Here is a 22,563-nt window from a genome sequence, read left to right as displayed (position 1 = left end):
ATCAGCATAGACTATCTTCATTTGGGATATATCTTTGTCATTTATCATAACTATAAGCAAATTTAGGCATACAGATCATGATCCTTCTCAATGACCGTCAAAGTATCATCGCCAGTTTTATTCTGATGTTTTTATTTTTAATGATGGTCATTCCCCTGCATTTGTTGCCTAGTTTTTTTGCAGGTTTCTTGATTTTCGAAATTATTAACAGTCTAAGCTCAATTGTTGAAAAACATATTGATGGACAACGTGCGCGTATCTTTATCAGTATTATTCTTGGAATTTTGACCACATTTTTGATTGGCTTTTTTATTACCAGTTTAATTAGTTTTGTGATCTATGATTTAAAAGGAACAGGTCTTAACTCGTTTAACTTTAAGATTGATCAAACTCTCATTAAATTCCAAGCTGAAATGAGTCAATATGTCCCTGGTTATCTTCCTCATAGTGTTGCAGATATCAAGAATCAGATTTTGTCCTTCATCAAGAATAATATTTCGATTGTTAAAAATACAGGTACCGATATTCTGCATAACTTAGCGACCATGCTGATCGGTTTAATTGTAGGTATCTTGGTTTCAATTCAGAACTTTAAGCAGCACGCACCACAACCTGTCTTTAAAGCTGCTATTTTACATCGTATTCAGAAGCTTTCGATTTCATTTAAAAATGTTGTCTTTGCTCAAGTGAAAATCTCTTTAATCAATACAGCACTATTTATCATTTTTGTTTTTATCGTTTTGCCTCTATTCCATATCCATTTACCTTTTGCTAAAACACTGACTATTTTGACCTTCATTTTTGGTCTTTTACCTATTATTGGTAACTTGATTTCGAATACTTTGATTATCATGGCTGGCTTAACCATTTCACTCTCTGTTGCAGCCATCGCTTTAGCATATTTAGTCATTATTCATAAACTTGAATATTTCGTAAACGCAAAAATCATTGGTACAAAAATTAATGCGAGTGCATGGGAAGTACTCTTGGCTATGCTCATTTTTGAATCAATTTTCGGCTTGAGTGGCTTAATCGTTGCACCGATTTTTTACGCTTACATTAAATTAGAATGCAAAGATGCTGGTTTGATCTGAATTATATTTGAGCTATTCAGATTCAATAGATCAATCTATTATTTCAACTCATTTAGCAAAGTAATAAAAAGAAAAATGATGATAAATAAAATTACAAAAGCCTTGCGAATTAAAACATTCACATGCCCACTCAAAGCATATGCTAAAGACTAAATGAATCATTTTATTCACGATGTTTCATCACATTATAATTGAATGAGGTAACTATGAATTCTTCAGCAGCGGCTTTGAAAGTATATACACGTAATAATTTAGATGATGCCATCAAAGAAGCCACCGTTAAAATATTAAATCAAATACTTGCTAACCTTATTGATCTATCATTGCTTACCAAACAAGCGCACTGGAACATGCGTGGGAGCAACTTTATTGCAGTGCATGAAATGTTAGATACATTCCGCACCTCAATTATTACCCATTTAGACAATGTCGCAGAGCGTGCGGTACAGATTGGTGGAACAGCGCTCGGAACAACACAAACGGTTTCAGAGACCTCACATCTTAAGCCTTATCCTGTTGCAATCCATGCAGTGCAAGATCACTTAAAAGAGTTGGCTGATCGTTATGCTGTCGTTGCAAATCATCTTCGAGATACAATCGAGCAAATTAAAGATCCAATCTCTGAAGATATTATCCATGCAGCACTCGAAGATCTGGATCAATATTTATGGTTCTTAGAAGCCAATATTGATCACTAAATCAATCGGCATAAAAAAGAGGACTTTAATTGTCCTCTTTTTTATTACTGTTTTAGTTAAGGCTTAACCACAACTAAGACTTGAATCGCTTCTGGGGTCACAGAAAGACCATCTAATAAGCCTAGCCCCTCTTTCTGGAACTTTTGTAAACGCTCAATTTCATCTTGACGAATACTTGGATTAAATTGCTTAAGATAAGTTAAACGGTCAATTTCATATTGCCATTTGCTGCCATAATGCTCTTTAGCTTGTTGCATCAATTCAGGCAAAGAGGTTTTGGCAATATCTAAAGCTTGTGCGTAACGCTGTTCAATTACATCACGGCGTGCTTTCACAACTTGACGGCAGCTATTGCCATCGAGATGATGCAAATATGGGCGCAAAATACTTGGATCGATCTTGGCAGATAAATCCTGACCAGTTTCACTCAGTAATACGCGAATCAATTGCTTCGGCAAACTTGACGGTAAGTTCAACCCTTTTGGTGCAACGACATCGACCTTAAACCAAACTTCCAATAAAACTGAACCTTGTTTTAACGCATTCGATTTGAGTAATGCAACGTTAGTACTCCCAAATGATTGTGTACGGATCATTTCCATCACACTTTCAATAAATGGGTGTTCCAAAGTCAAATATTGTGCATCTTCACGGATCTGAGCCTGATCACGATAGAAGGTTGCTGTCATGCCTTCTTCATCCAAGGTGATTCCTTGAACTTGCATTTGATCAGTTGGTTTGATGATCACTGTACCGTTGCTTTGCTCATCAAAATCAATATTGGTTGATGACATGAAACGCTTCACGAACATTGGTAAAGTCGTGTTGTCATCATAATCCTCAAGTGCTTGCACAATGCCTTGTGCCACAATTGGACGGCAAGAGTTGTACTCAAGCAAACGATCACGACCAGCTTGTAACTCAGCTTCTAAAGCTTGACGTTGTACATTCACTTCTTCAAGTAAATCCTCAAACGTCTGACCTTGATCTGCCAATAAACAATCTTTGAGTTCAATAATAAAGTTTTCTTGCAGCGTTTGTGCGGTTGGAGAAATACTACTGAAAATATTCAGTGCTTCGTTGTACCAACGGAACATACGTTCTTGTGCTGTACCAATTAAATAAGGCACATGAATTTGAATACGATTTTCTTGACCAATACGATCCAAACGACCAATACGTTGTTCAAGTACATCTGGGTTTGCAGGCAAATCAAATAGGATGAGATCGCTGGCAAACTGGAAGTTACGTCCTTCCGAACCAATCTCAGAACAGAGGAGGATTTGAGCACCATAACTGTCTTCTGCAAAGTATGCCGCAGCTTGGTCACGCTCTAATAAGCTCATACCTTCATGGAACATGGCAGTACGAATACCTGCATGTAAACGCAATACATTTTCTAATGCCTCTACCACTGGCCCACTACGTGCGATCAATAACACTTTTTTGTGTTTTAAATCTTTGCGTAGTACTTCCATTAACCATGGCACACGCGGATCATTTTCCATCCATGCACCATCAAGTTGACCTTCTTCTGGCCACATTTGCTCACGCATTTTGCCATCAAATGACCAATCTTCTGGTGCTGGCAAAGGTGCTGGCTGGCAATCACGACCTGGGAAGCCTTGTATTGCTTCACGCGTGTTACGGAATAGAATACGACCTGTACCATGACGATCTAATAATTCATGAATCGCACGCATACGCTGTTCAGGCTGATCATCAATACGATGACCCAATAAACTATCCAAAGCAGCAAGATGTTCTTCAGTCAGTGCTTCATCTGACATTAAGACTTCGGCAACTTTAGCTGTTTGCTGATATTGTTCTTCTTCGTCAAGGAAACGATCTAAGCTACTAAAACGTTGCGGATCAAGTAAACGTAAACGTGCAAAATGGCTTTCTACACCTAATTGTTCAGGCGTTGCAGTGAGAAGTAAGACACCCGCTGTTTGTTCAGCCAACTCTTCGACAAGATCATAACGATCATTACCGCCGTCTTCTTCACTCCACATCAAATGATGTGCTTCATCGACAACCAGTAAATCAAAACCTGCCTCAACCGCTTGCTCACGCAAGTCATCATGGTCAACCATCAAATCGACACTGGCAATAATGCATTGTTCAGTCAGGAATGGATTTAGATCAGGATCATGTTCTTTGATCGAAGCAGTACGCGTTAAATCGAATAGAGAAAATTGTAAATTGAAACGGCGGCGCATTTCAATCATCCACTGATACTGTAATGAATCAGGCACTAAAATTAGGATACGCTCTGAACGTCCTGTTTTCAGTTGTTGATGGATAATCAAACCCGCTTCAATGGTTTTACCCAAACCGACTTCATCGGCTAACAATACGCGTGGTGCAAAACGTTTACCCACTTCGTGTGCGATATACAGTTGATGTGGAATCAAACCCACACGCGCGCCAAGGAAGCCACGTAAAGGACTGGTATGCATTTGCGCTTGCAATAGCATCGCTTCAATACGAAGGTCATACCATTCTTTATAATCAATTTGGCTCGCTAACAAACGCTCTAAAGGTTTTGATAGCTGAATTTGTGCACCGATACGGGTTTCGTTCAATGACTTACGTTCTTGTTCGCCATTTTCTAGGCTACGAACCACATCATAACGCAGCACGCCATGACGATCTTCAACCGATTCAACAATCCACTTAACACCTTCTTGATCTTGCACTTCATCTTTGACATTGAAGATGATACGAGACAAAGGCGCGTTGTTACGTGCATAAACACGCGTTTCATCACTTTTCGGGAATAAAATACTGATAGAACGTTCATCTACATCAATAAGAACACCTAGACCGAGTTCAGTTTCTGTATCCGATAACCAACGTTGACCAATAGCAAACGGCTGCAATTTATTCCACCTTTTTTCATGTTAGCCCACATATTGTATGCCTTAAACTGATGAAAGTTTAAGCTACTTTATGTAGTTTTAAATTTGGTATTATGGTGAAAATGAATCACCCAATAACCTCAATATTTTGACATAAAGCTGACTGAAATAGCGCGCTTTACATCTCTTTAGATCAAAAAAATACGATTAAAATGGTACAGAACAATCAAAACTCAGTTGAGTGCCTGTTTTAGGATGAGTGAAGCTAAGTTGTGTTGCATGAAGACACAAACGTGCATAAAGCTGTTGCTGTTCAGGAGTTGCATATAAGGTATCTCCTAGTATTGGATGACCTACGTATTGCATATGTACACGAAGTTGGTGTGAACGGCCTGTAATCGGAGTCAATTTAACTCGGGTTACTGCTTGTCCTTGAATTTCGAAATGCTCAATTGCTTGCCATTCGGTTAACGCAGGCTTGTGATGTGTTGCATCAACGATATGTAATGGTGGACGACTTGGATCATAAATCACAGGAATATCAACTGTGCCCTGACCCTCTAAATGACCAGCAACCAAAGCTTGATAAATTTTTGAGGTTTGACGGTCTTGGAATTGACGTGAAATATTGCTCTGTCCAAATTTGGATAAACCAAACACCAAAATGCCTGAGGTATCTCGATCTAAACGATGAATGAGTAGAGTTTTGGGTTCTAATTTTAAAAAACGATTGATCAAACAGTCTTGTAAATCAGGTGTTTTCCCCGGCACTGTCAGAAGCCCAGCAGGTTTATGGATGACCATAAAATCTTCATCACGATGAATCAAATGTTCACTTAGAAAATTACTCAAGCGTACCTTCCAACGACTGGATGAAAACAAGCGGGCAATCATAAAAAGCTTGAAGAGAAATTACAATCAAATTTTAGCTAACTCGGTTATTTTTTAGCATGACTCACATTTAAGTCCCAAATAATACTGATCGTTTTCTCTAAATGGTGTACGCCACCATGAGCTCAATAGTTTTAAATAAAGTTTTTTAAATTTGATTTGATATCAATATCGAAATTACAAAAAATAAAGTAACTTAAACTAGCATTGACCTATCAGCATTGCACAAGACACTGCGAGTATAAGATTGAGTTTAGCGATTTAATTTTACTATCTCGCTATTTTTATATAGAAAATATCAAATCAACTTAAAATATTGAGAGAAAAATATGCAACTTCAAAATGAGAAAATGGCAAATTATGCTTTCTTAACAGATATGTACGAAGATTCATATTTCCCTGATGATTTGGTGAAAAAAGGTGAAAATATTCTCATCGCACTTTGTCAAAAAATTGAGCTAACACAGCCCAAAACTTTGGCAGAACTCTATGTTTTAACTCATGCAACAATTGAGCAATTTAATGAGTTGCAAGAAGAGTTTTGGGAAAAAGAAAGTGAAATCGAAACGGCAGCACGAGAGGCAATTGCGCATGATTTTGATGTGATTGCTGGCGCTTACGGGTTTGCTGATGCAGATATAGAAGAGCTTATAGCAACACGAGATTGGTAGTTTTTGTAAAGCAAGCACACTCAGTATGCTTGCTTTTTTTTTATATATTAGCCTTTCATCTCTGCAAAAGTTTCTTTTGCTGCTTGAATGGTCTCTGCAATATCTTGATCTGAATGCATAGAAGAAATAAATCCTGCTTCAAATGCAGATGGTGCAAGATAGACACCACGCTTTAACATGCCATGGAAGAACTTCTTAAATGCTTCAACATCACAAGCTAACATCGAATCAAAGCTGGTAATGTCCTCTTGATCGGTGAAATACAAACCGAACATGCCACCGACTTGCTGAGTTTTAAATGGAATACCCGCTTCATCTGCCGCAGCTTGTAAACCTGCAAGTAATTTTGCGAGCTGTGCAGCGAGCTTGTCATAAAATTCAGGTTCACGTAGATGTTTAAACATCGCGATACCAGCACGCATTGCCAATGGATTCCCTGACAATGTACCTGCTTGATAAACACCACCTAAAGGTGCAATGCATTCCATGATTTCACGTTTACCACCAAAAGCACCGACTGGCAAACCTGCACCAATAATTTTTCCTAAAGTCGTTAAATCTGGTTTTACGTTATAAACCGATTGTGCGCCGCCTAAAGCAACACGAAACCCCGTCATCACTTCATCAATAATAAATACCGATTTGTACTCATCACATACATCACGAATCGCTTGCAAGAAACCATCAATTGGCGTAACCAAGTTCATGTTGCCTGCAACTGGCTCAATAATCACACCTGCAATCTCATGCCCAAACTTGCTAAAACATTCTTTTAAAGCTTCAATATTATTATATGGCAGCGTTAAAGTATGCTTTGCAAAATCAGCAGGTACGCCTTTTGAGGTTGGTTCACCTTCACCTAAAGTGAGTAAACCTGAGCCTGCTTTCACCAATAACGAATCTGAATGACCGTGATAACACCCTTCAAATTTTACAATCTTGTCGCGCCCTGTATAACCACGTGCCAAACGAATTGCGGTCATGGTCGCTTCTGTACCTGAACTGGTCATACGCACCATTTCAATTGAAGGCATGATCTCGCAAATCGTATCCGCTAAAGTGGTTTCATGTACGGTTGGCGCACCAAAACTTAAACCATCTTCCGCCGCAGTTTGTACTGCCTGAATAATATCAGGATGTGCATGACCTAGAATCATCGGTCCCCATGAGCCCACGTAGTCCACATAACGTTTGCCATCGACATCCCATAAGTATGCACCTTTTGCCTTTTCAATAAAGACTGGCGTACCACCAACACCGTTAAATGCACGTACAGGTGAATTGACACCACCTGGAATATGTTTATTTGCTTGTTTAAATAACTGTTCTTGCTTTGGAGATAAACTCATAAAAGACTCAACCTAGAATCGAAGAATAAAATGTCGAAACGATGCAAAAAATTATGCAAATAACTTTGCCCATGCATTTACACGAGCAGGAATTTCGGCTGTTGATCGTCCTAATATATCACTAATGACTGCACAAAGGCTCGCCCCAGCATCAATCACAAGCTGAGAATTTTCAACTGTCAGACCACCGATTGCGCATATTGGTACTTCAAACTTCTGCTTTGCCTGTTGAATCACTTCGATCCCAACATTCCCCGCTTCAGGTTTAGTTGAAGTTGCATAAACTGCACCAAAAGCCACATAAGTTGCACCTTCAACAATTGCCTTTTCCGCCAGTTCTAAAGAGTTTAAGCAAGTGCGCCCAATAATCACCCCCTGTGGTAGACGTGCAGTCGCATCGATAATTTCACCATCGGACTGTCCAAGATGTACACCTAAACCAAATTGCTCAGCCAATTCCAAGTCATCATTAATCACAAATGGAACTTGGTATGTTTCACAGAGGACTTGGATTTGTTCAACTTCATCAAGCTGATCAGCTTTTGCGACTTTCTTACGACGATACTGTAATATTCCAATATGCCCTGTCGCCAAAGCGACCTCTAATTTTTCTAATAATAATTGGAGAGGATCATCATTGGTAATAAGATAAAGGCCGCGCATAGTTAAAACTCATCAATTTCAGGTATTCAGTATAAAGCAAAAATATTAAGCACTTTTAATAAAGCGCCAACGTACAATCGCCAACATTACTAAGAATATAATCATGAACACACTGACACTTCCACCACCCGATTGGTTTGTTTGGCTACTTTTTTGTTCGGGAACGGTACTTGGATGCAGATAACCGTTTAACCAATCTGAATAGTTCGCAACTCGAGTATAAACCCCAGGATAACCAACCTTGGCACAACCAATTCCCCAACTCGCAACACCTAGCAAATATGGTTTTTCTAAATTATTAATCGTTAAACCTGCACCGCTATCACCATAACAAGCATCTGTAAGACTGTCTTGCATCGGTGATTCTGCACAAAGCATATTCTGAGTGATTTGTTGCGCGCTATATAATGATGATGAAGATAGACAATTGGCTAATTTTAGCGTGGTATATCTTAAAGTTGTTGGATACAGCGCAGGGTTTCTAATGCTTTTTTCTTCATAATCTTTACAAGTCTGAGATTGAGTATTGTCACAATCTTCTAATACGCCCCACCCTGCAATCTGTACCATATTTACAATCAATGCATTTTGTTGTTCTAAGACGGGATTCATAATGTCAATCGTTTGGCAATTTACACCACACTTTATAAAATCCACATTACCTTCTAATTCTAATAGTGCAATATCGTTATCATAAATACGATTATTATATTTCTCATGTATATACCCCTTTTTAACTTTAATAATTTGTCCTGCTTGAATACTTTGCAAATTTTGTGCACCAATCAAAATATAATAATCACTGTTTTGTTTTTCGAGTGGTTCAATACAATGTGCTGCTGTCACCACCCAATGATCTGCAACTAGACTTCCTGAGCAATGGTAGGATTGGTAAGGTTTTAAAGGGTTAAGTACAACTGCAACTTGCCACGGGATTTGTGCTTCTGTAGTCGTATTGCCATTGATAATACGAGCTTGTGGACTCATATTCGCCCATACGCTTTGTATGAAACTAAATAACAGAATATTTAGAATAATAGGATATTTTTTCACAAATATAAGTCCCCAAAAATAATATTGAATTACGCATAAAATAATAAAGCATAAACTCTTTTTATTTTTTTATTTTAACTAATAAAATATGACTAGGAAATAAAAATCTATTTAATTTAAACTTTATAAGCTGCCTACATGGCAGTTAACTTTTTGGTCAAAAGTTACTGATTTTTTTGATTGTTTCTAAGCTGCCTACATGGCAGTGAACCAACTCAAACAGAAAAACGTAATTCATTTGATTTTCTAAGCTGCCTACATGGCAGTGAACTGATTTTTAAAATCACAGGTTGGCCATCAATCTTTCTAAGCTGCCTACATGGCAGTGAACAACTTGTTACACCAATTTTGTCAGGTTACATTTTTCTAAGCTGCCTACATGGCAGTGAACCGTTGATAATACAGTAACTATTGATTGGATTGATTTCTAAGCTGCCTACATGGCAGTGAACGCGGTGTGTTTCCCACATCGCCATCTTTTTGATTTCTAAGCTGCCTACATGGCAGTGAACATCTTTTATTGTTTTGACGTTTAGCTCGGTTTTTTCTAAGCTGCCTACATGGCAGTGAACATGCTTTATCTGTTGCGGTTCAGATGATTCTCTTTCTAAGCTGCCTACATGGCAGTGAACGGTCAATGATCAGTATGTCAGACGAATTAAGCTTTCTAAGCTGCCTACATGGCAGTGAACTCACTGTACGAGTTGATGCAGCAGCTTGCCAATTTCTAAGCTGCCTACATGGCAGTGAACTTGACAGAGGAACGTTTAGAGACTTGCATGTTTTTCTAAGCTGCCTACATGGCAGTGAACAAATGGTCAGTTATATGTCACAACTACTGACGTTTCTAAGCTGCCTACATGGCAGTGAACTATACTTCTCTCACTAAATATGAAATATCATATTTCTAAGCTGCCTACATGGCAGTGAACGACCCAAAAGCAAAGATTTTAAAGGCTGATTTTTTCTAAGCTGCCTACATGGCAGTGAACATAAAGACGCATGTGAAGATGCTTTTTATGCATTTCTAAGCTGCCTACATGGCAGTGAACATATTATTTCTACACGTTTTCGCTTTTTCTTTTTTCTAAGCTGCCTACATGGCAGTGAACTACCAATGATAAAACACAAACAACAAAAACACTTTCTAAGCTGCCTACATGGCAGTGAACTAGAGGTGTTACGATGAATTTTGAAACTTGGTTTTCTAAGCTGCCTACATGGCAGTGAACATTGTGGTCAAACAGGTTATATTGATGTTATATTTCTAAGCTGCCTACATGGCAGTGAACAGCTGAGCCAGTATCAGGCGATAAGATCACAATTTCTAAGCTGCCTACATGGCAGTGAACGGAACATACAAATTTTTACGTGCGATTTAATATTTCTAAGCTGCCTACATGGCAGTGAACATCAAGACAGCAGCTTATAAAGCTTTTAAAAATTTCTAAGCTGCCTACATGGCAGTGAACTGATTTAGTGACAGATTGTGTTGTCGCTGGTTTTTCTAAGCTGCCTACATGGCAGTGAACTATAAATTGTGCGTAGTATTGAGGTATTGATATTTCTAAGCTGCCTACATGGCAGTGAACTTGCGCCGTTTCTAATCGTTATTGGCTTGCTTTTTCTAAGCTGCCTACATGGCAGTGAACTTTGATGAGGGCACGATTAATACTTTGTTGCATTTCTAAGCTGCCTACATGGCAGTGAACATCAATATTTCAGTAAAGACAGTATTTTGACTTTTCTAAGCTGCCTACATGGCAGTGAACGAAATCGACCAGATGGACGTATTAGACATCATTTTCTAAGCTGCCTACATGGCAGTGAACTTAGAACTAAGCCAGAGTTTCAGTTTCACAATTTTCTAAGCTGCCTACATGGCAGTGAACTTGAATCACTTACATATGCCTTGATTGACTTATTTCTAAGCTGCCTACATGGCAGTGAACAAGCATGTAGTGATGCGTTTCGTCCGCAAATTTTTCTAAGCTGCCTACATGGCAGTGAACCTGTATTTAGACTAGGGCTTTGTATGCCAATATTTCTAAGCTGCCTACATGGCAGTGAACTCCCAACACATCTGACTTTTGGAAAGCATAAATTTCTAAGCTGCCTACATGGCAGTGAACCGAATAGAGCATTGCTTGCCATGATGCGTGGCTTTCTAAGCTGCCTACATGGCAGTGAACTTGCTATCAGCACAACGCCGTTCATTAGACAATTTCTAAGCTGCCTACATGGCAGTGAACAGTTAGAGCACTTAAATCTTGCATCGCAGCAATTTCTAAGCTGCCTACATGGCAGTGAACGATTTTTAACATAGGTTGACAACATGGCAAACTTTCTAAGCTGCCTACATGGCAGTGAACAGTAAAATTAACACAAAAAATAAAGTTATAACAGTGAGTTAAGCTTTAAATCTAATAAAAGACCCAAGTTTTAACCCACGTTTATAACTTATTGATTTTATTAAGCTGTTAAAGAGTATAAAAATATTGGGTTAAAATTCGGGTACAGAACTCTGTGAACTTAAACCATAAGTACTAAAAACCTGAGTTTCAGATTTTTCAGCAGATTTCTTTTCAATAAACAACTTAAACCATCTCTTATCTTGTTCATCAGAAGTACTTAAACTTTGCAATTGGATATAAGGTAAATCCGTTGTTGTTACAACATTACTATAACGAGCCAATGCTTCATCAAAACCAATATCACCACGCTTCACACGGTGACGAGCCAAACGGTGTGGATTAGTTTTCACCTGTTTACGCCTATAAATGGCATAGCCTGTGATTCTCCTTTCAGGGACAGGACGTACACTCGTGATATGTGTGTAATCTAATAAACGATCTAGCCATTTTCGGATATCTAGTTTTTGTAAATCTATTTCAGATATAGCAAAAATACGTAGTTTCCCACCTAAACCAACTTTAGATCTTTTATTTTCCTTTGTTTCATACACATAATCAGGAAAAGAAATTCCTATTGGCACTTGATTGTACTGATCTTTCATTTCCACTAAAGCAAAATGTAACTGCATATAGATTTTTGACCAAAGGAAATAAGGTGAAATCTCAGCTTGATCAATCAAAGTAATTTCTTGGTAATAATCCATTGATTACTCCTTTCCACTTTGACCAAATACTCCACCACGAACTAAAACTGCCATCACATAATGTTCTTGTTCAGTATTAGCCAATGACTCACCTAAAGCGTACTTATCAAATAAATTAAAAAAATCAACTTTATCTTTCGGAGTTCTATATGCTTTTCCAAGATTTGTAACTGCACCATACGGCTCTATCGCAATTGCTGTTTTTTTCTCATCAAATTCAGGATACCAAGTATCAATTGTACGTAGTGCATTACCGATTTTTTGAGAATGCATTGCAGCAACATCATTCACTTGATAAAGAATTTTACTCTTATTGCCTTTTCCTTTATCCAATACCAATTCTTCACTTGGATAGACTTCTTGTGCTTTACCAACTAAAGCATAAGCTTCAACTTTAATTAATAAATAAGCTGTTTCACCTTTTAAAGCATGTGCAATTTGGTTTGCTAAATTTTGTACTTTCTCATCAATCTGATCAAAGTCATGCAATGGATATTGCAAAGCATTAAAAATGACCGCTGGTTGATCATTAATTGTAACAACAACTTCTACTTTTTCAGCTCCAACACGGTTACGCCATAAAAACCGAGCATTCGCGATATTGAGCGCGTAGCGTTTAGCAAGCTCAGTAAAACCATATTGTTCAATATAGTTTTTTGCTACAGCTTGATAAGAATTTAAAAATATTTCGTTATTACAAGCAGATGGGTTTTCAACTCCACAAAGTACTTTCAACGTAAATGAAACTTTTAACGTGTCCTGATTTTCTCCCAAAGCACATGCATCTACAGTTTGTAAATTGGCTTTTTCAACCTCGGCATTCAATTTTATTGGGTCACCTGCAACGGCAGGTTTTAAACGGTTTGAAATCGTTCCTCGTACAGATTTTTCAATCAGCTTTAATGCTGTTTGTTCATTACGATTAATCCAAGTTGTTCCGTAAAAATAACCATCAGATGGAACAAGTTTCTTTTCAAATGCCAGTACACTTGCAATTGCTTTTTCATTTTTAGCCATGAGTTTTTCCTTTTTTCAATATAAAATTAAGTTGTTGTTTGGTTTTGACAAAGGTATAAATTATTTTCTAAATCAAAATGATACTTCCATAACAGTTGATCAATGTTTTCTATACGATACGGCATCACAAATTCACCTAACGTTAAAACACTTTCTGCAAATCGATGCGGCGTATTGGCATCACGTTGATTTTTTGCTTCTCCAAGTTCAGAAATTCCCTGAAAACCAACAGCAATAGGCACAAGCCAACCTTGAGCTTTACGCTTTGATACCCATGTCACTTTGTCATTTTCATCTATAGTAGAACTATGGGTGACCTTCAAATAATCTAAAACCGCATCTAGTGCATCTTTACCCTCATTCATACTTTCTATAACAAGATCACGGCGCTCAATGATTACGTGTCCTAGCATGAGTTTATTTAAGATAGGTCTTAACTCTTTATCTTGATTTTCATATTCATCATCAAAATCTATGATTTGATAATCTTTCACTGCTAAAACATCTCCACTTGCAAATTTCATACTGCACACGAGATCAGGAATAAGTTCTAAAAGTCGCTCTCTCTTTTTTATGTTTAGATTTTCAACTTCAATTAAAAGTGAAACTTCTAAATGACAACGTGCCTCTTCAATAAAAGCAGGACGACTACCATCTTTATCTAAGGGGTTTGCAGTACCTATAATGGAATGAACAAAATCCCCTTGCCCTTTATAAGTTTGCAAATTAAATTCATGACAACTAATTGCCATTTTCGTTAAAATTACATCACAAGCTTTGCTCTGTAACTGGCGTTGTAAGGCATGAACAGCACCGAGCCACGCAGTCATTGCAGGAAATCCAATCGTATATGGACTACTCATTGCATTGGCATTGTGAAGTTTTAAATGAGGAATCAATAAAAAATGGCGCATTAAAAAAACTCCTTATCTTCATCCAGTGCTTCAAATACAATACCTTTTAACTCGATAATTTCAGGACTACCAAATAGCTTAGAACCATAAAAGTCTTCAAAGCTGTCTAAAATCCATTTTGCAGTTCTTCGAGCAATTTCATCTCGCCATTCACTTTCAGTTTCTCTTACATCTAAATATGCATCGTCAAGCCATATTTTTTGCTTTAGAGCTAAGGATTGATAATGCTCCTTTTGGGACCATCCTTTTTCATTTTTACGTATACAAAAGGCAATAAATAAAATATCTCCAACCATTTGACGTAAAATTTTTTTAATTTTTTTACGTGTATGCTGATTATTAATTCCAGTGACATATTTCTGCAAGCTTTCAAATTCACTACCAAATCTTTTCCAATATAGACACTGTTGAAAAAAATCTTGACTGGGTAATTTAATATTACGGTTTTCAAATTTAGGTGGACAAGTTGATAATAAATAAGCTCGTCCTGCATTTTGACTATTTAAAACACTAACATTTTGTGGTTGAGTTCCACCATAACCCGTTACAGTTAAATCAAAAATATCGGAATAGCCTATTTCATGATGCTCATTTTTCTTACGTGCCTCTTTAGCTTGTTTAGTATCTTCAGAAAAACGTATCGCATCAATAGATTGTTTTAGTCGAGTGATTAATCCTGATGGTGTTAAAATAGAAAGTAAATGATATTGTGCTTCACGAACTGGAAAATAAACTTGTTTCACCAAATGATCTGTTTTAACAGAATGATCTGTTGCTTTAATTTTTAGAAATTCTGTACTTAAAGTATCAAAGTTTAATTTTGCATGAGTAATTAGAGTTTTCAATGCTTGATCTTGCTGTTCAAAACCGTCCAATACCGTGAAATTTTCATTTAATGGTAAGGACAAAAACTTAAATACATCCATTGCAGCAGCATTGCCAAATACATCTAATGAATAATCCACATTCCCACTTCGTAAATAGCCATCATTAGATTGTTCTACTTTAGCAATCACGCTTGAAGTTTTTGCACTTGGGTGACTGAATTTACTTGGGTGACTGACCATAGAAAGCTGTGTAACTCGCTTTGCTGCGTCAGGTAACCACTCATTTAAACTAAATTTATCATTTGCTTGTTGTTGTAATTCAGCTATTACCGTTTCATTTTCCGCCTTTTTTATCCGATCTTTTAACCAAAGTTCTTTTCGCTCATTCAAAAAAGCATAAATACTTTCTGCCATATTTCCCCCATTTATTATTTATCTAAAACTACAAGTCCAAATTGTTCTGAATAAACAAGTCTTTTATTCTCATCATATTCAGGTAACATAATTTCCCCATAGCGTTCTGATAATATTTCTATCTTTTCTTCAATATCCTCATTTCCACTCACTTTATCAAGAGCAAAACGACACAAAATGTCGTAATAATTTCGATTTAACCATAATCTTTGTTGCTCTAATTCATTTAATTGAATGTGATGAATATTATAAAAGCCATTACGATCAATATATTTTCCAAAATCATCTTTTACACAAAATACAAGCTTATGATTTTTTAACACTGCAAAAAGCTGAATATTAGGTGAACTTTGTCTAAAAGGCGTAAATCTCTGAGGTAAAGCCGTTAAAAACCAGTTTTGAGTCAACCACGCATTCAGGGGCTTCGCACCTACTTTATTATATGAAGTTAAAGCATCTGCCATGACAGCATGTTCAAGATCTGCCAATTTTTTTATAGCTTGTAAGGGTTGATTTGCCTGAATACGTGGAACGGCATTAATATTAAAATCAACATTTGAAATATCGAGTAATTCTTTTAGATCTTTGGTCTGTAATTTGAATTTATCATTATTCATTTCAAAACCTGGCTTTTCAAATGCGACTTTCGCCTTTCGTACTCCTTTCAAATTATATTGCATTAAAGCAATATTCGGTTTTTGAATATCCTGTTCCAGTTTTCGATGCCGTAATACCCGCCCAGCAAGTTGGATGATAGAGCGATAAGAGGATGGCTCTACAATTGCCCAATCAAAATCATGATCTCGACCAACTTCCTCTACAGGCGTAGCAACCAAGATAAAAATAACATGTTCATGCTCTGTTGAATCTAAATGCTGTCGAATCACATTTTCTGAAAATGCAGTCGCCTGCTCTCCTACTTTTTCTTTGCGCTTCAAAACCTGATCTAAATGTCGCTCCTGCTCACTACGTAATAGCAAAACTTGACGACTATGATATGCCATGACACGAGGTGCAATTCCTTGTGACCACTCGGCATTTAATAGATATTGAGTGAGCGCGACACATGGCGAAATATTCGCTATGCGTACCACACCAAAAGAAACTTTTTTGCCTGTCTTAATATCGATGCTGTAATGATTTAGATGCAATTTTTCAGCATTCTGCTTAATTCGTTCAAAATATTGCGACTGTAAACTTTGATCTAAACGTTGTACTTCTTTTTCTGCAACAAGATCAGCACAATCTATAATGTAAGCTCTATGTTTTACGATTTGCTGACTTAATGCAGTTGTACGAAGTTCAATAAATTGATCATGTACATTCTTATATTGCTGTATTGTTTCTTTTGATTTTCTTGCATCAATCATTTGAGTCTTGGTTTTAAATTCATCGACCCACATTGCAGCAATATTGGTATTTTTAAGTTTCTTAAACGCACAATACAATGACCAACCTTGCTGATACGCATTAAAGAAACCCTCAGCTAATGCAGGTGGAATGGTTGCCGAGGAAATCATCACTTTTCGCCCTAGCATCCCTGCCAAATGTACCAGTCGAGCAATCGCAATTAAGTCTTGACCGTTAAAATCATCAACTTCATCAATGACTAAATCAGACGAAGAAAGCCTTAAACTGGGTAAAATATATTTTCCACCACGTTTGGTTTCAGTGGCTGCCATCATATGGTCAATGGTACAAGCTAAAACAGGTTTATATAAAAAAGCTTTATTACGTTGTTCCTGATGCTTTGGAAATAAAGCATTCATAAACTCTGCTTGAGGCATAGCCTCATAATCAAGTTCATTGTCTAATAGTTCTTCTAATGACTCTGAACCTATTTCCTCAATAATGACTTCATCTGGCTGAGTATTTTTTATATTTTGATGATGTAATTCCTGAACAACTTTTGAACCAATTAAAACAGCAAGCTCATCATTGCTCAAACCAATATCATGACGATATGAATCGCCTGTTTGTAAAGTTAATGTTCTGAGCCCTAAAGCTAAGATATAGCGTAATGATTGCCCATCTTTGGATAGAGCTTGCATAATTTTAGCATTAGCAATCGTTTTACCCTTACCCGTACTCGCCATATTGACAATAAACCAACCTTGTTTCTCCATCCCCTCATTTTTTTGAATAAATTGTTGTATTCCTTTCACTGCCTGATCTTGCCATTCAAAACCTTGAGGACTTTTCTTTTTTAATTTTTGAATATCATAAGCGGGTTCCATGTCATCGGCTAAGCGACTTAAAGACTGAGCGACTCGCATCGCATTGTCACTGACCCGTACTAAATGTTCATCTAAAAATTGTTTGGCTTGTTTCGTTTTTGGGTCAGTATTTGCAACGAGTGATAAATTGGTTTTCCACGTTTTATCCGCCTCACAAGATGAATAATAGTGATCACCTAACATAAGACACAATCTGGCATGATGTAAAATCACTCGCCAACTACCATCCACAAATATCTGTTGAGATGCTTGAGACTCCTGTAATAAACGTGTTGACCATTTTTTAATTTGTTTATTCCATTCAGATGACTGAGTCAACAAACCTTGTTTAAACTCAAAACACAATTTAAGGCGTTGTTGATATTCTTTTTCCTCAAATTTATTTTGGTAACCCCAATCTGCTTTGATCAATTCAAATAAGTTATTTATATATGAAACATCTTCACTGCCATATTTCTTATATTCTTCTTCACTTTTTAAATTGGGTAACCGATGATGTGAAACGATCAACCATGCGACCAACTGCGCTAAGGGTGGAAGTTGATCTAAAACTTTTGATTGATCTGAGTTTTTTATAATCGTTTGTTTGAGTACCTCTTCATTCCAACTTTGACTGATAAATAAATTGAGCCATGCTTCATCAGTTTCAATATCGCCCGATGATTGAACCAATGCATTGAGCAAAAGACAAGAAATCCATTCATGCCGTAAAGGATCGCCTTTGAATTGGTTATTTTTACTGAGGAGTTTCTGCTGAAATAAAAGCGTTGCTTTGCCCCAATCATGAAGTAATGCGGACACGGCAACCAACGCTTTAATCAGAGGTAAATAATGCCAGTCATTTTCCCATTTATTTTGATCTAATTTTTTCTTCGTGGTATTCACAGGCACAATCCCCTGCGTATTAAACTTATTCCGATTTCCAACGACCCACAGCAACTCACTTCTACGACGACCACGTATCCAGTGACAACTCACTGCCGTACTTTTGGTGACAGTCTTTCTCAATAATTTTTTAACAGCAATCAAACCATCTTCGGTAATGACTGTTTGCCATGTATTGTCACCAATTCGATCCGCAAAAGCATCGAGTACACGGCGAGTTCGAGGAATCGCTTTCTTTTCACACTGAGAGATAAAGGTGACGATCATTATTATTTTCCTCATCTGATATAAGTTGTGTTGAACCATCCGTAAATAATTCAACATAAAATTTTAATTAAGCTGCCTATATGGCAGTAAACTCACCTTATAAAAGGAATACTTTATATTTCTAAGCTACTTTCAAAATTAAGCAGATTTAACCCTCAGGTGGACATGTATCATTTCCATGACTGTCTTTTTGTGAAATCTTGCCATCTTTATTGTGAATGACTAATTCAGTATTTTGATTTTGGCTAAGCTTTCTAGCCCTATCAGTAGCTTCTTTTTTAGTATCAAAATGTCCTGAAGACCGTTTTCCTCCACTTTGTTTAACATCCCACCCACCATCTTTATTCGGTACAACATGTGTTGATTTTGTAGACATAATCGACCTCTCAAAAATAGAACAGAATTTGTTCCATTAATGAGTATAAAACAACCAATTTTAAAAATCAAACCTATAATGTATTACTTATAATTGATTTTTCTTTCACCTGATCAAACATCCAATCCAAACAGCGATATTCAGTAAATTTTTGTAGTAACTGCTGTCTAAACTCTTGCTCAGCCAGACCCTCTTTGGCACAAATAAATGCCCAAGGTAAAACTACTGCATCCTTAATTAAATCCGCTATATCAAACACCAAAGCACCACGCCGAGTTTTACCGTGCATCACTGCAAATGAATGAGAAATACCTAACACCCAAAGCGTGGTTGCGGCTAAACCATAGGCGAGATAATTACCATGATTCAAAAAGTTATTGGCTAAATCTCCCTGCTCAGGATTGCGCTCAAAACTAAGTTTGCAACGTGTGGCCGTAATCTTATAAAGTTGCTTGGTCATTTGTGCTTCAGCAAGCAACAAATCACCAACTTTGCTTTGATGCGGAATTTTCTTTTCAAATCCTGTTAACGCTTGGGTGATATCTTGGTCATCCAGATAAAAACCTTCTGCTTGTAAATCTCGATCTTTAGCCCAAACTTTACGGATAAATTCGATACGAGCGAACTGAAATTGTTTTGCGACCTCTAAACGTTTCGCCTCATCAAACCAAAAGCTCATCCACCCCTGCATATATTCCGTAGGGCGATATTCACTTTGTGGCATCATCCATTCAATTTCGCTCCCCATAAATAAAGGCGTTCTACCGCCGCCTGTAAAACCGACCAATACTCCTGCACTGGCGAGCATCCGCATTGCCGCTTGGGTAATGGATGTGCCTGTACCCAATAAAATGACGGTGGTATTGGCGATTGGAATATTCCAATATTGGTTTTCATTTTTGGCTTCTGTGAGATATAAAACTCGACCATCTTTTTGCATGACACGTGCATGTTCAAGGTAATAAACATTTGCACGCTTCGAATGAAGAATTGCTTTTAAATCGGAAGGATTAAGTTGTTCCATTGTTATGATTTCTCTTATTTTTTCTTATCTTACTTGAACAATTGGTAATAAAAAAGCTGCCGAAGCAGCTTTGCGACAGTAGATGTCGTTTATCGTATTAAAGAAAAATATTTTTTAAGAATCAATTTTATCCAATTGACGATCAACCAAACTCAAACGCCCACGTGCAACGTCCGACAGCATCTTCCAGTCAGAAATGAAGCTATAAAATGGCTGTTTAAAGCTAGCAGGTTTATTGTGTTCAAAGAAAAAATGCCCCACCCAAGCGCAGGCATAGCCTGAGACTAAGCCATAAGCGAAGTATTTTGCTTTACGCTGACGAATTGCTTTAGTAAAGAAATATAAGCCAATAGAACTGCCTGCGACATGCAATCGGCGGCTCGTGATACTACGATGCTCTGTCAGGTAGAAATAATAGAATTCATTATAATTTTTAATCGGTAATGAAAATTCCACTGGCTTGGCTATATTGGCTGGTGCATTCATTTCTTGATCATCCTAATCGTGCAAGATTGTTCACACGTTAATTCATTTTTTGCACAAAATAAAGTCATTAGGTGTCATCGTATCCAGACTTAAAACAACTTTACAATCATTCTTGAGGTCAACCCGTTATACTCATTTTATATTTATCATTCTTTGCGCTCAGGAGTCATAACATCATGGAAATAGAGCTTAAATTTCAACTTCCTGAATCTAAGAAAAAAACCGTTTTACAAACACTGAATAAGCAAAAAGCGCAAAAAATTCAGCTCCAAGCCAAATATTATGATACCGCTGACCGCTTACTTGCCAAAAACTATGTCGCTATCCGTTTACGCCAAGAAGGTGAACACTGGGTACAAACCTTTAAAGCCGCCAGTAAAAACCATCTACAACGCATTGAAGAAGATATTTATCTGGGTAAATGTGAACAAGAACCTGAACTCGATTTATCACTTTATCAGCACAACCGAACCGTTCAAACGGTGCTACATGAAATTTTAGGTGATACGCCTGCTGAGCTACAATTACAGTTTCAAACCAATGTACAACGAAGTTTCCATGTGTTTGAGTTTGAAGGCTCGCAGATCGAAGTTTGTTTAGATGATGGTGAAATTCGTACCCCAACCGATCAAGCCAAAATCTGTGAAGTCGAATTTGAACTCAAACAAGGTGTAGCACAAGACTTAATTCATTTTGCCAAGACATGGGTAGATAAATATCAATTATGGCTTGATGTGCGTAGCAAAGCAGAACGCGGTAATTTACTGGCAGTTGGCAAACGTGTTTCTCCTGCGACCAAAGCCAAACCGCTAAACTTAGAATCCGACATTAGCGCCGAACAAGCAGTTAAATTGATCGTCGAAAATACCTTAAACCAGATATTGCCGAATGCTGCCGCAATTGCCGATGGTGTCGCTGAAGCCGATCATATTCATCAAACGCGTGTCGGTTTGCGTCGTTTACGCTCTGCTTTAAAACATTTTTCAAATTGGTCAGCACAGATTGATCCAACTTGGGAAAATGAATTGGCAGAACTTTTTAGAGCTTTGGGGCAATCTCGTGATCACGATGCAATTCAGGATTCTGTGATTCCGCTGATCAAACAAAGCTGTGATTTTGAATTTCCGCTTGGTGCTGAAATAGATTCCAATATCGCTAAGCTTTTCAGTACAGCTAAAACAACACAGCTATTCTTATCATTATTTAGTTTGATATATTGTGATAATGAGTCGAAATCAAAATTATCTAAACAAGTAGCTAAAAGTTTGAGCAAGCTTTTTAACAAAATTTTAGAGGACGCAGCTCAGTTTTCTACGCTTGCAATTGAAGAACAGCATCGTACTCGTAAGCATATCAAGCAATTGCGTTATTGCATCGACTTTATTTCAGGGCTTTATCCTGAAAAAGAGGTTCAGCAATTTCTGAATAAACTAGAACCAATCCAAGAATATTTAGGTTTTTATAATGATCTATTTGTGGCGGAACAGATTTTTGAAAAACAAGCACTAGAACAATCACAATTTTTATTTGCTTTAGGTTGGGTAAAAGCACAACAACCGCATGTCGCAAAGAAAGCTAATAAAAAGTTACAGCATTTATCGGTTAAAGATATTTTTTGGAAGTAGTAATCGCCCCCAAATACAGATAAGTGTAAATCCCCCCTAACCCCTCTTTGAAAAAGAGGGGGATGAAAAGATTGACTTGATAAGAAATTA

General features: G+C 37.3%; 17 protein-coding genes and 1 CRISPR repeat array. Of the genes, 4 read left to right on the top strand and 13 right to left on the bottom strand.

Annotated features, from left to right (window positions below; genetic code table 11):
- Positions 1-77: 77 nt before the first annotated feature.
- Both O1449_RS04320 and dps read left to right on the top strand, forming a co-directional pair.
- On the top strand, positions 78-1,094 hold the full coding sequence (locus tag O1449_RS04320) for an AI-2E family transporter (RefSeq protein ID WP_087543754.1): 1,017 nt from the start codon (positions 78-80) through the stop codon (positions 1,092-1,094).
- A gap of 206 nt (positions 1,095-1,300) precedes the next feature.
- Positions 1,301-1,792: a DNA starvation/stationary phase protection protein Dps gene (dps, locus tag O1449_RS04315; protein WP_269239268.1), complete on the top strand. Its 492-nt coding sequence runs from the start codon at positions 1,301-1,303 to the stop codon at positions 1,790-1,792.
- Between the two features lie 56 nt (positions 1,793-1,848).
- Here the strand turns inward: dps and rapA are convergent, their stop codons facing one another.
- Together rapA and O1449_RS04305 are read right to left on the bottom strand one after the other, a co-directional pair.
- Positions 1,849-4,677, bottom strand: coding sequence for an RNA polymerase-associated protein RapA (gene rapA, locus O1449_RS04310; RefSeq protein ID WP_269239267.1), 2,829 nt, complete (start codon positions 4,675-4,677; stop codon positions 1,849-1,851).
- A 186-nt stretch (positions 4,678-4,863) separates the two neighbouring features.
- A complete protein-coding gene (locus tag O1449_RS04305; RefSeq protein ID WP_269239266.1) occupies positions 4,864-5,508 on the bottom strand; it encodes an RluA family pseudouridine synthase in 645 nt (214 codons plus the stop codon).
- 368 nt (positions 5,509-5,876) lie between these two features.
- Here O1449_RS04305 and O1449_RS04300 point away from each other — a divergent pair, with 368 nt between their 5' ends.
- On the top strand, positions 5,877-6,218 hold the full coding sequence (locus tag O1449_RS04300; RefSeq protein ID WP_269239265.1) for a DUF5713 family protein: 342 nt from the start codon (positions 5,877-5,879) through the stop codon (positions 6,216-6,218).
- Between the two features lie 47 nt (positions 6,219-6,265).
- Here O1449_RS04300 and hemL read toward each other — a convergent pair whose 3' ends face one another.
- The 11 genes from hemL to O1449_RS04245 all read right to left on the bottom strand — a co-directional run bounded on the left by hemL (position 6,266) and on the right by O1449_RS04245 (position 20,848).
- On the bottom strand, positions 6,266-7,567 hold the full coding sequence (gene hemL / locus O1449_RS04295; protein ID WP_269239264.1) for a glutamate-1-semialdehyde 2,1-aminomutase: 1,302 nt from the start codon (positions 7,565-7,567) through the stop codon (positions 6,266-6,268).
- 51 nt (positions 7,568-7,618) lie between these two features.
- Positions 7,619-8,230 carry a thiamine phosphate synthase gene (gene thiE, locus O1449_RS04290; protein ID WP_269239263.1) on the bottom strand — a complete coding sequence of 204 codons (612 nt, stop codon included), beginning with the start codon at positions 8,228-8,230 and terminating at the stop codon, positions 7,619-7,621.
- A 45-nt stretch (positions 8,231-8,275) separates the two neighbouring features.
- Entirely contained in the window at positions 8,276-9,217 is a 942-nt protein-coding gene (locus tag O1449_RS04285; protein WP_269239262.1) for a S1 family serine peptidase, read from the bottom strand.
- A 188-nt stretch (positions 9,218-9,405) separates the two neighbouring features.
- Positions 9,406-11,655: a CRISPR direct-repeat array (repeat unit 28 nt; unit sequence TTTCTAAGCTGCCTACATGGCAGTGAAC).
- Between the two features lie 131 nt (positions 11,656-11,786).
- Positions 11,787-12,401 carry a type I-F CRISPR-associated endoribonuclease Cas6/Csy4 gene (cas6f, locus tag O1449_RS04280; protein ID WP_269239261.1) on the bottom strand — a complete coding sequence of 205 codons (615 nt, stop codon included), beginning with the start codon at positions 12,399-12,401 and terminating at the stop codon, positions 11,787-11,789.
- Positions 12,402-12,404: 3 nt separating this feature from the next.
- Positions 12,405-13,418, bottom strand: coding sequence for a type I-F CRISPR-associated protein Csy3 (gene csy3, locus O1449_RS04275; RefSeq protein WP_269239260.1), 1,014 nt, complete (start codon positions 13,416-13,418; stop codon positions 12,405-12,407).
- Between the two features lie 26 nt (positions 13,419-13,444).
- Positions 13,445-14,332 (bottom strand): type I-F CRISPR-associated protein Csy2, encoded by an 888-nt coding sequence (gene csy2, locus O1449_RS04270; RefSeq protein WP_269239259.1) that lies wholly within the window; start codon positions 14,330-14,332, stop codon positions 13,445-13,447.
- Positions 14,332-15,573 carry a type I-F CRISPR-associated protein Csy1 gene (gene csy1, locus O1449_RS04265; protein WP_269239258.1) on the bottom strand — a complete coding sequence of 414 codons (1,242 nt, stop codon included), beginning with the start codon at positions 15,571-15,573 and terminating at the stop codon, positions 14,332-14,334. The genes csy2 and csy1 overlap by 1 nt, the downstream gene beginning before the upstream one ends.
- 14 nt (positions 15,574-15,587) lie before the next feature.
- Positions 15,588-18,962, bottom strand: coding sequence for a type I-F CRISPR-associated helicase Cas3f (cas3f, locus tag O1449_RS04260; RefSeq protein ID WP_269239257.1), 3,375 nt, complete (start codon positions 18,960-18,962; stop codon positions 15,588-15,590).
- 148 nt (positions 18,963-19,110) lie between these two features.
- Complete coding sequence (locus tag O1449_RS04255) at positions 19,111-19,338, bottom strand: DUF2188 domain-containing protein (RefSeq protein WP_269239256.1); 228 nt, start codon at positions 19,336-19,338, stop codon at positions 19,111-19,113.
- 73 nt (positions 19,339-19,411) lie between these two features.
- Positions 19,412-20,362 carry a type I-F CRISPR-associated endonuclease Cas1f gene (gene cas1f / locus O1449_RS04250; RefSeq protein ID WP_269239255.1) on the bottom strand — a complete coding sequence of 317 codons (951 nt, stop codon included), beginning with the start codon at positions 20,360-20,362 and terminating at the stop codon, positions 19,412-19,414.
- 114 nt (positions 20,363-20,476) lie between these two features.
- Positions 20,477-20,848 (bottom strand): DUF962 domain-containing protein, encoded by a 372-nt coding sequence (locus O1449_RS04245; RefSeq protein ID WP_269239254.1) that lies wholly within the window; start codon positions 20,846-20,848, stop codon positions 20,477-20,479.
- A gap of 176 nt (positions 20,849-21,024) precedes the next feature.
- Between O1449_RS04245 and O1449_RS04240 the strand changes: the two genes are divergently transcribed.
- Positions 21,025-22,473: a CYTH and CHAD domain-containing protein gene (locus O1449_RS04240; protein WP_269239253.1), complete on the top strand. Its 1,449-nt coding sequence runs from the start codon at positions 21,025-21,027 to the stop codon at positions 22,471-22,473.
- Positions 22,474-22,563 lie beyond the last annotated feature (90 nt).

Source organism: Acinetobacter sp. TR3 (genome assembly GCF_027105055.1).
GTDB lineage: Bacteria > Pseudomonadota > Gammaproteobacteria > Pseudomonadales > Moraxellaceae > Acinetobacter.
The sequence above is the reverse complement of the archived record's forward strand: the minus strand, read 5'-3'. Positions and strand labels throughout refer to the sequence as shown.

What these genes read in the sequence shown, in the direction of transcription:
- O1449_RS04320 (WP_087543754.1), top strand. Translation starts at nt 78, where the DNA reads ATGATCCTTCTCAATGACCGTCAAAGTATCATCGCCAGTTTTATTCTG.
- dps (WP_269239268.1), top strand. Translation starts at nt 1,301, where the DNA reads ATGAATTCTTCAGCAGCGGCTTTGAAAGTATATACACGTAATAATTTA.
- O1449_RS04300 (WP_269239265.1), top strand. Translation starts at nt 5,877, where the DNA reads ATGCAACTTCAAAATGAGAAAATGGCAAATTATGCTTTCTTAACAGAT.
- hemL (WP_269239264.1), bottom strand. Translation starts at nt 7,567, where the DNA reads ATGAGTTTATCTCCAAAGCAAGAACAGTTATTTAAACAAGCAAATAAA.
- thiE (WP_269239263.1), bottom strand. Translation starts at nt 8,230, where the DNA reads ATGCGCGGCCTTTATCTTATTACCAATGATGATCCTCTCCAATTATTA.
- O1449_RS04285 (WP_269239262.1), bottom strand. Translation starts at nt 9,217, where the DNA reads ATGAGTCCACAAGCTCGTATTATCAATGGCAATACGACTACAGAAGCA.
- cas6f (WP_269239261.1), bottom strand. Translation starts at nt 12,401, where the DNA reads ATGGATTATTACCAAGAAATTACTTTGATTGATCAAGCTGAGATTTCA.
- csy3 (WP_269239260.1), bottom strand. Translation starts at nt 13,418, where the DNA reads ATGGCTAAAAATGAAAAAGCAATTGCAAGTGTACTGGCATTTGAAAAG.
- csy2 (WP_269239259.1), bottom strand. Translation starts at nt 14,332, where the DNA reads ATGCGCCATTTTTTATTGATTCCTCATTTAAAACTTCACAATGCCAAT.
- csy1 (WP_269239258.1), bottom strand. Translation starts at nt 15,573, where the DNA reads ATGGCAGAAAGTATTTATGCTTTTTTGAATGAGCGAAAAGAACTTTGG.
- cas3f (WP_269239257.1), bottom strand. Translation starts at nt 18,962, where the DNA reads ATGATCGTCACCTTTATCTCTCAGTGTGAAAAGAAAGCGATTCCTCGA.
- O1449_RS04255 (WP_269239256.1), bottom strand. Translation starts at nt 19,338, where the DNA reads ATGTCTACAAAATCAACACATGTTGTACCGAATAAAGATGGTGGGTGG.
- cas1f (WP_269239255.1), bottom strand. Translation starts at nt 20,362, where the DNA reads ATGGAACAACTTAATCCTTCCGATTTAAAAGCAATTCTTCATTCGAAG.
- O1449_RS04245 (WP_269239254.1), bottom strand. Translation starts at nt 20,848, where the DNA reads ATGAATGCACCAGCCAATATAGCCAAGCCAGTGGAATTTTCATTACCG.
- O1449_RS04240 (WP_269239253.1), top strand. Translation starts at nt 21,025, where the DNA reads ATGGAAATAGAGCTTAAATTTCAACTTCCTGAATCTAAGAAAAAAACC.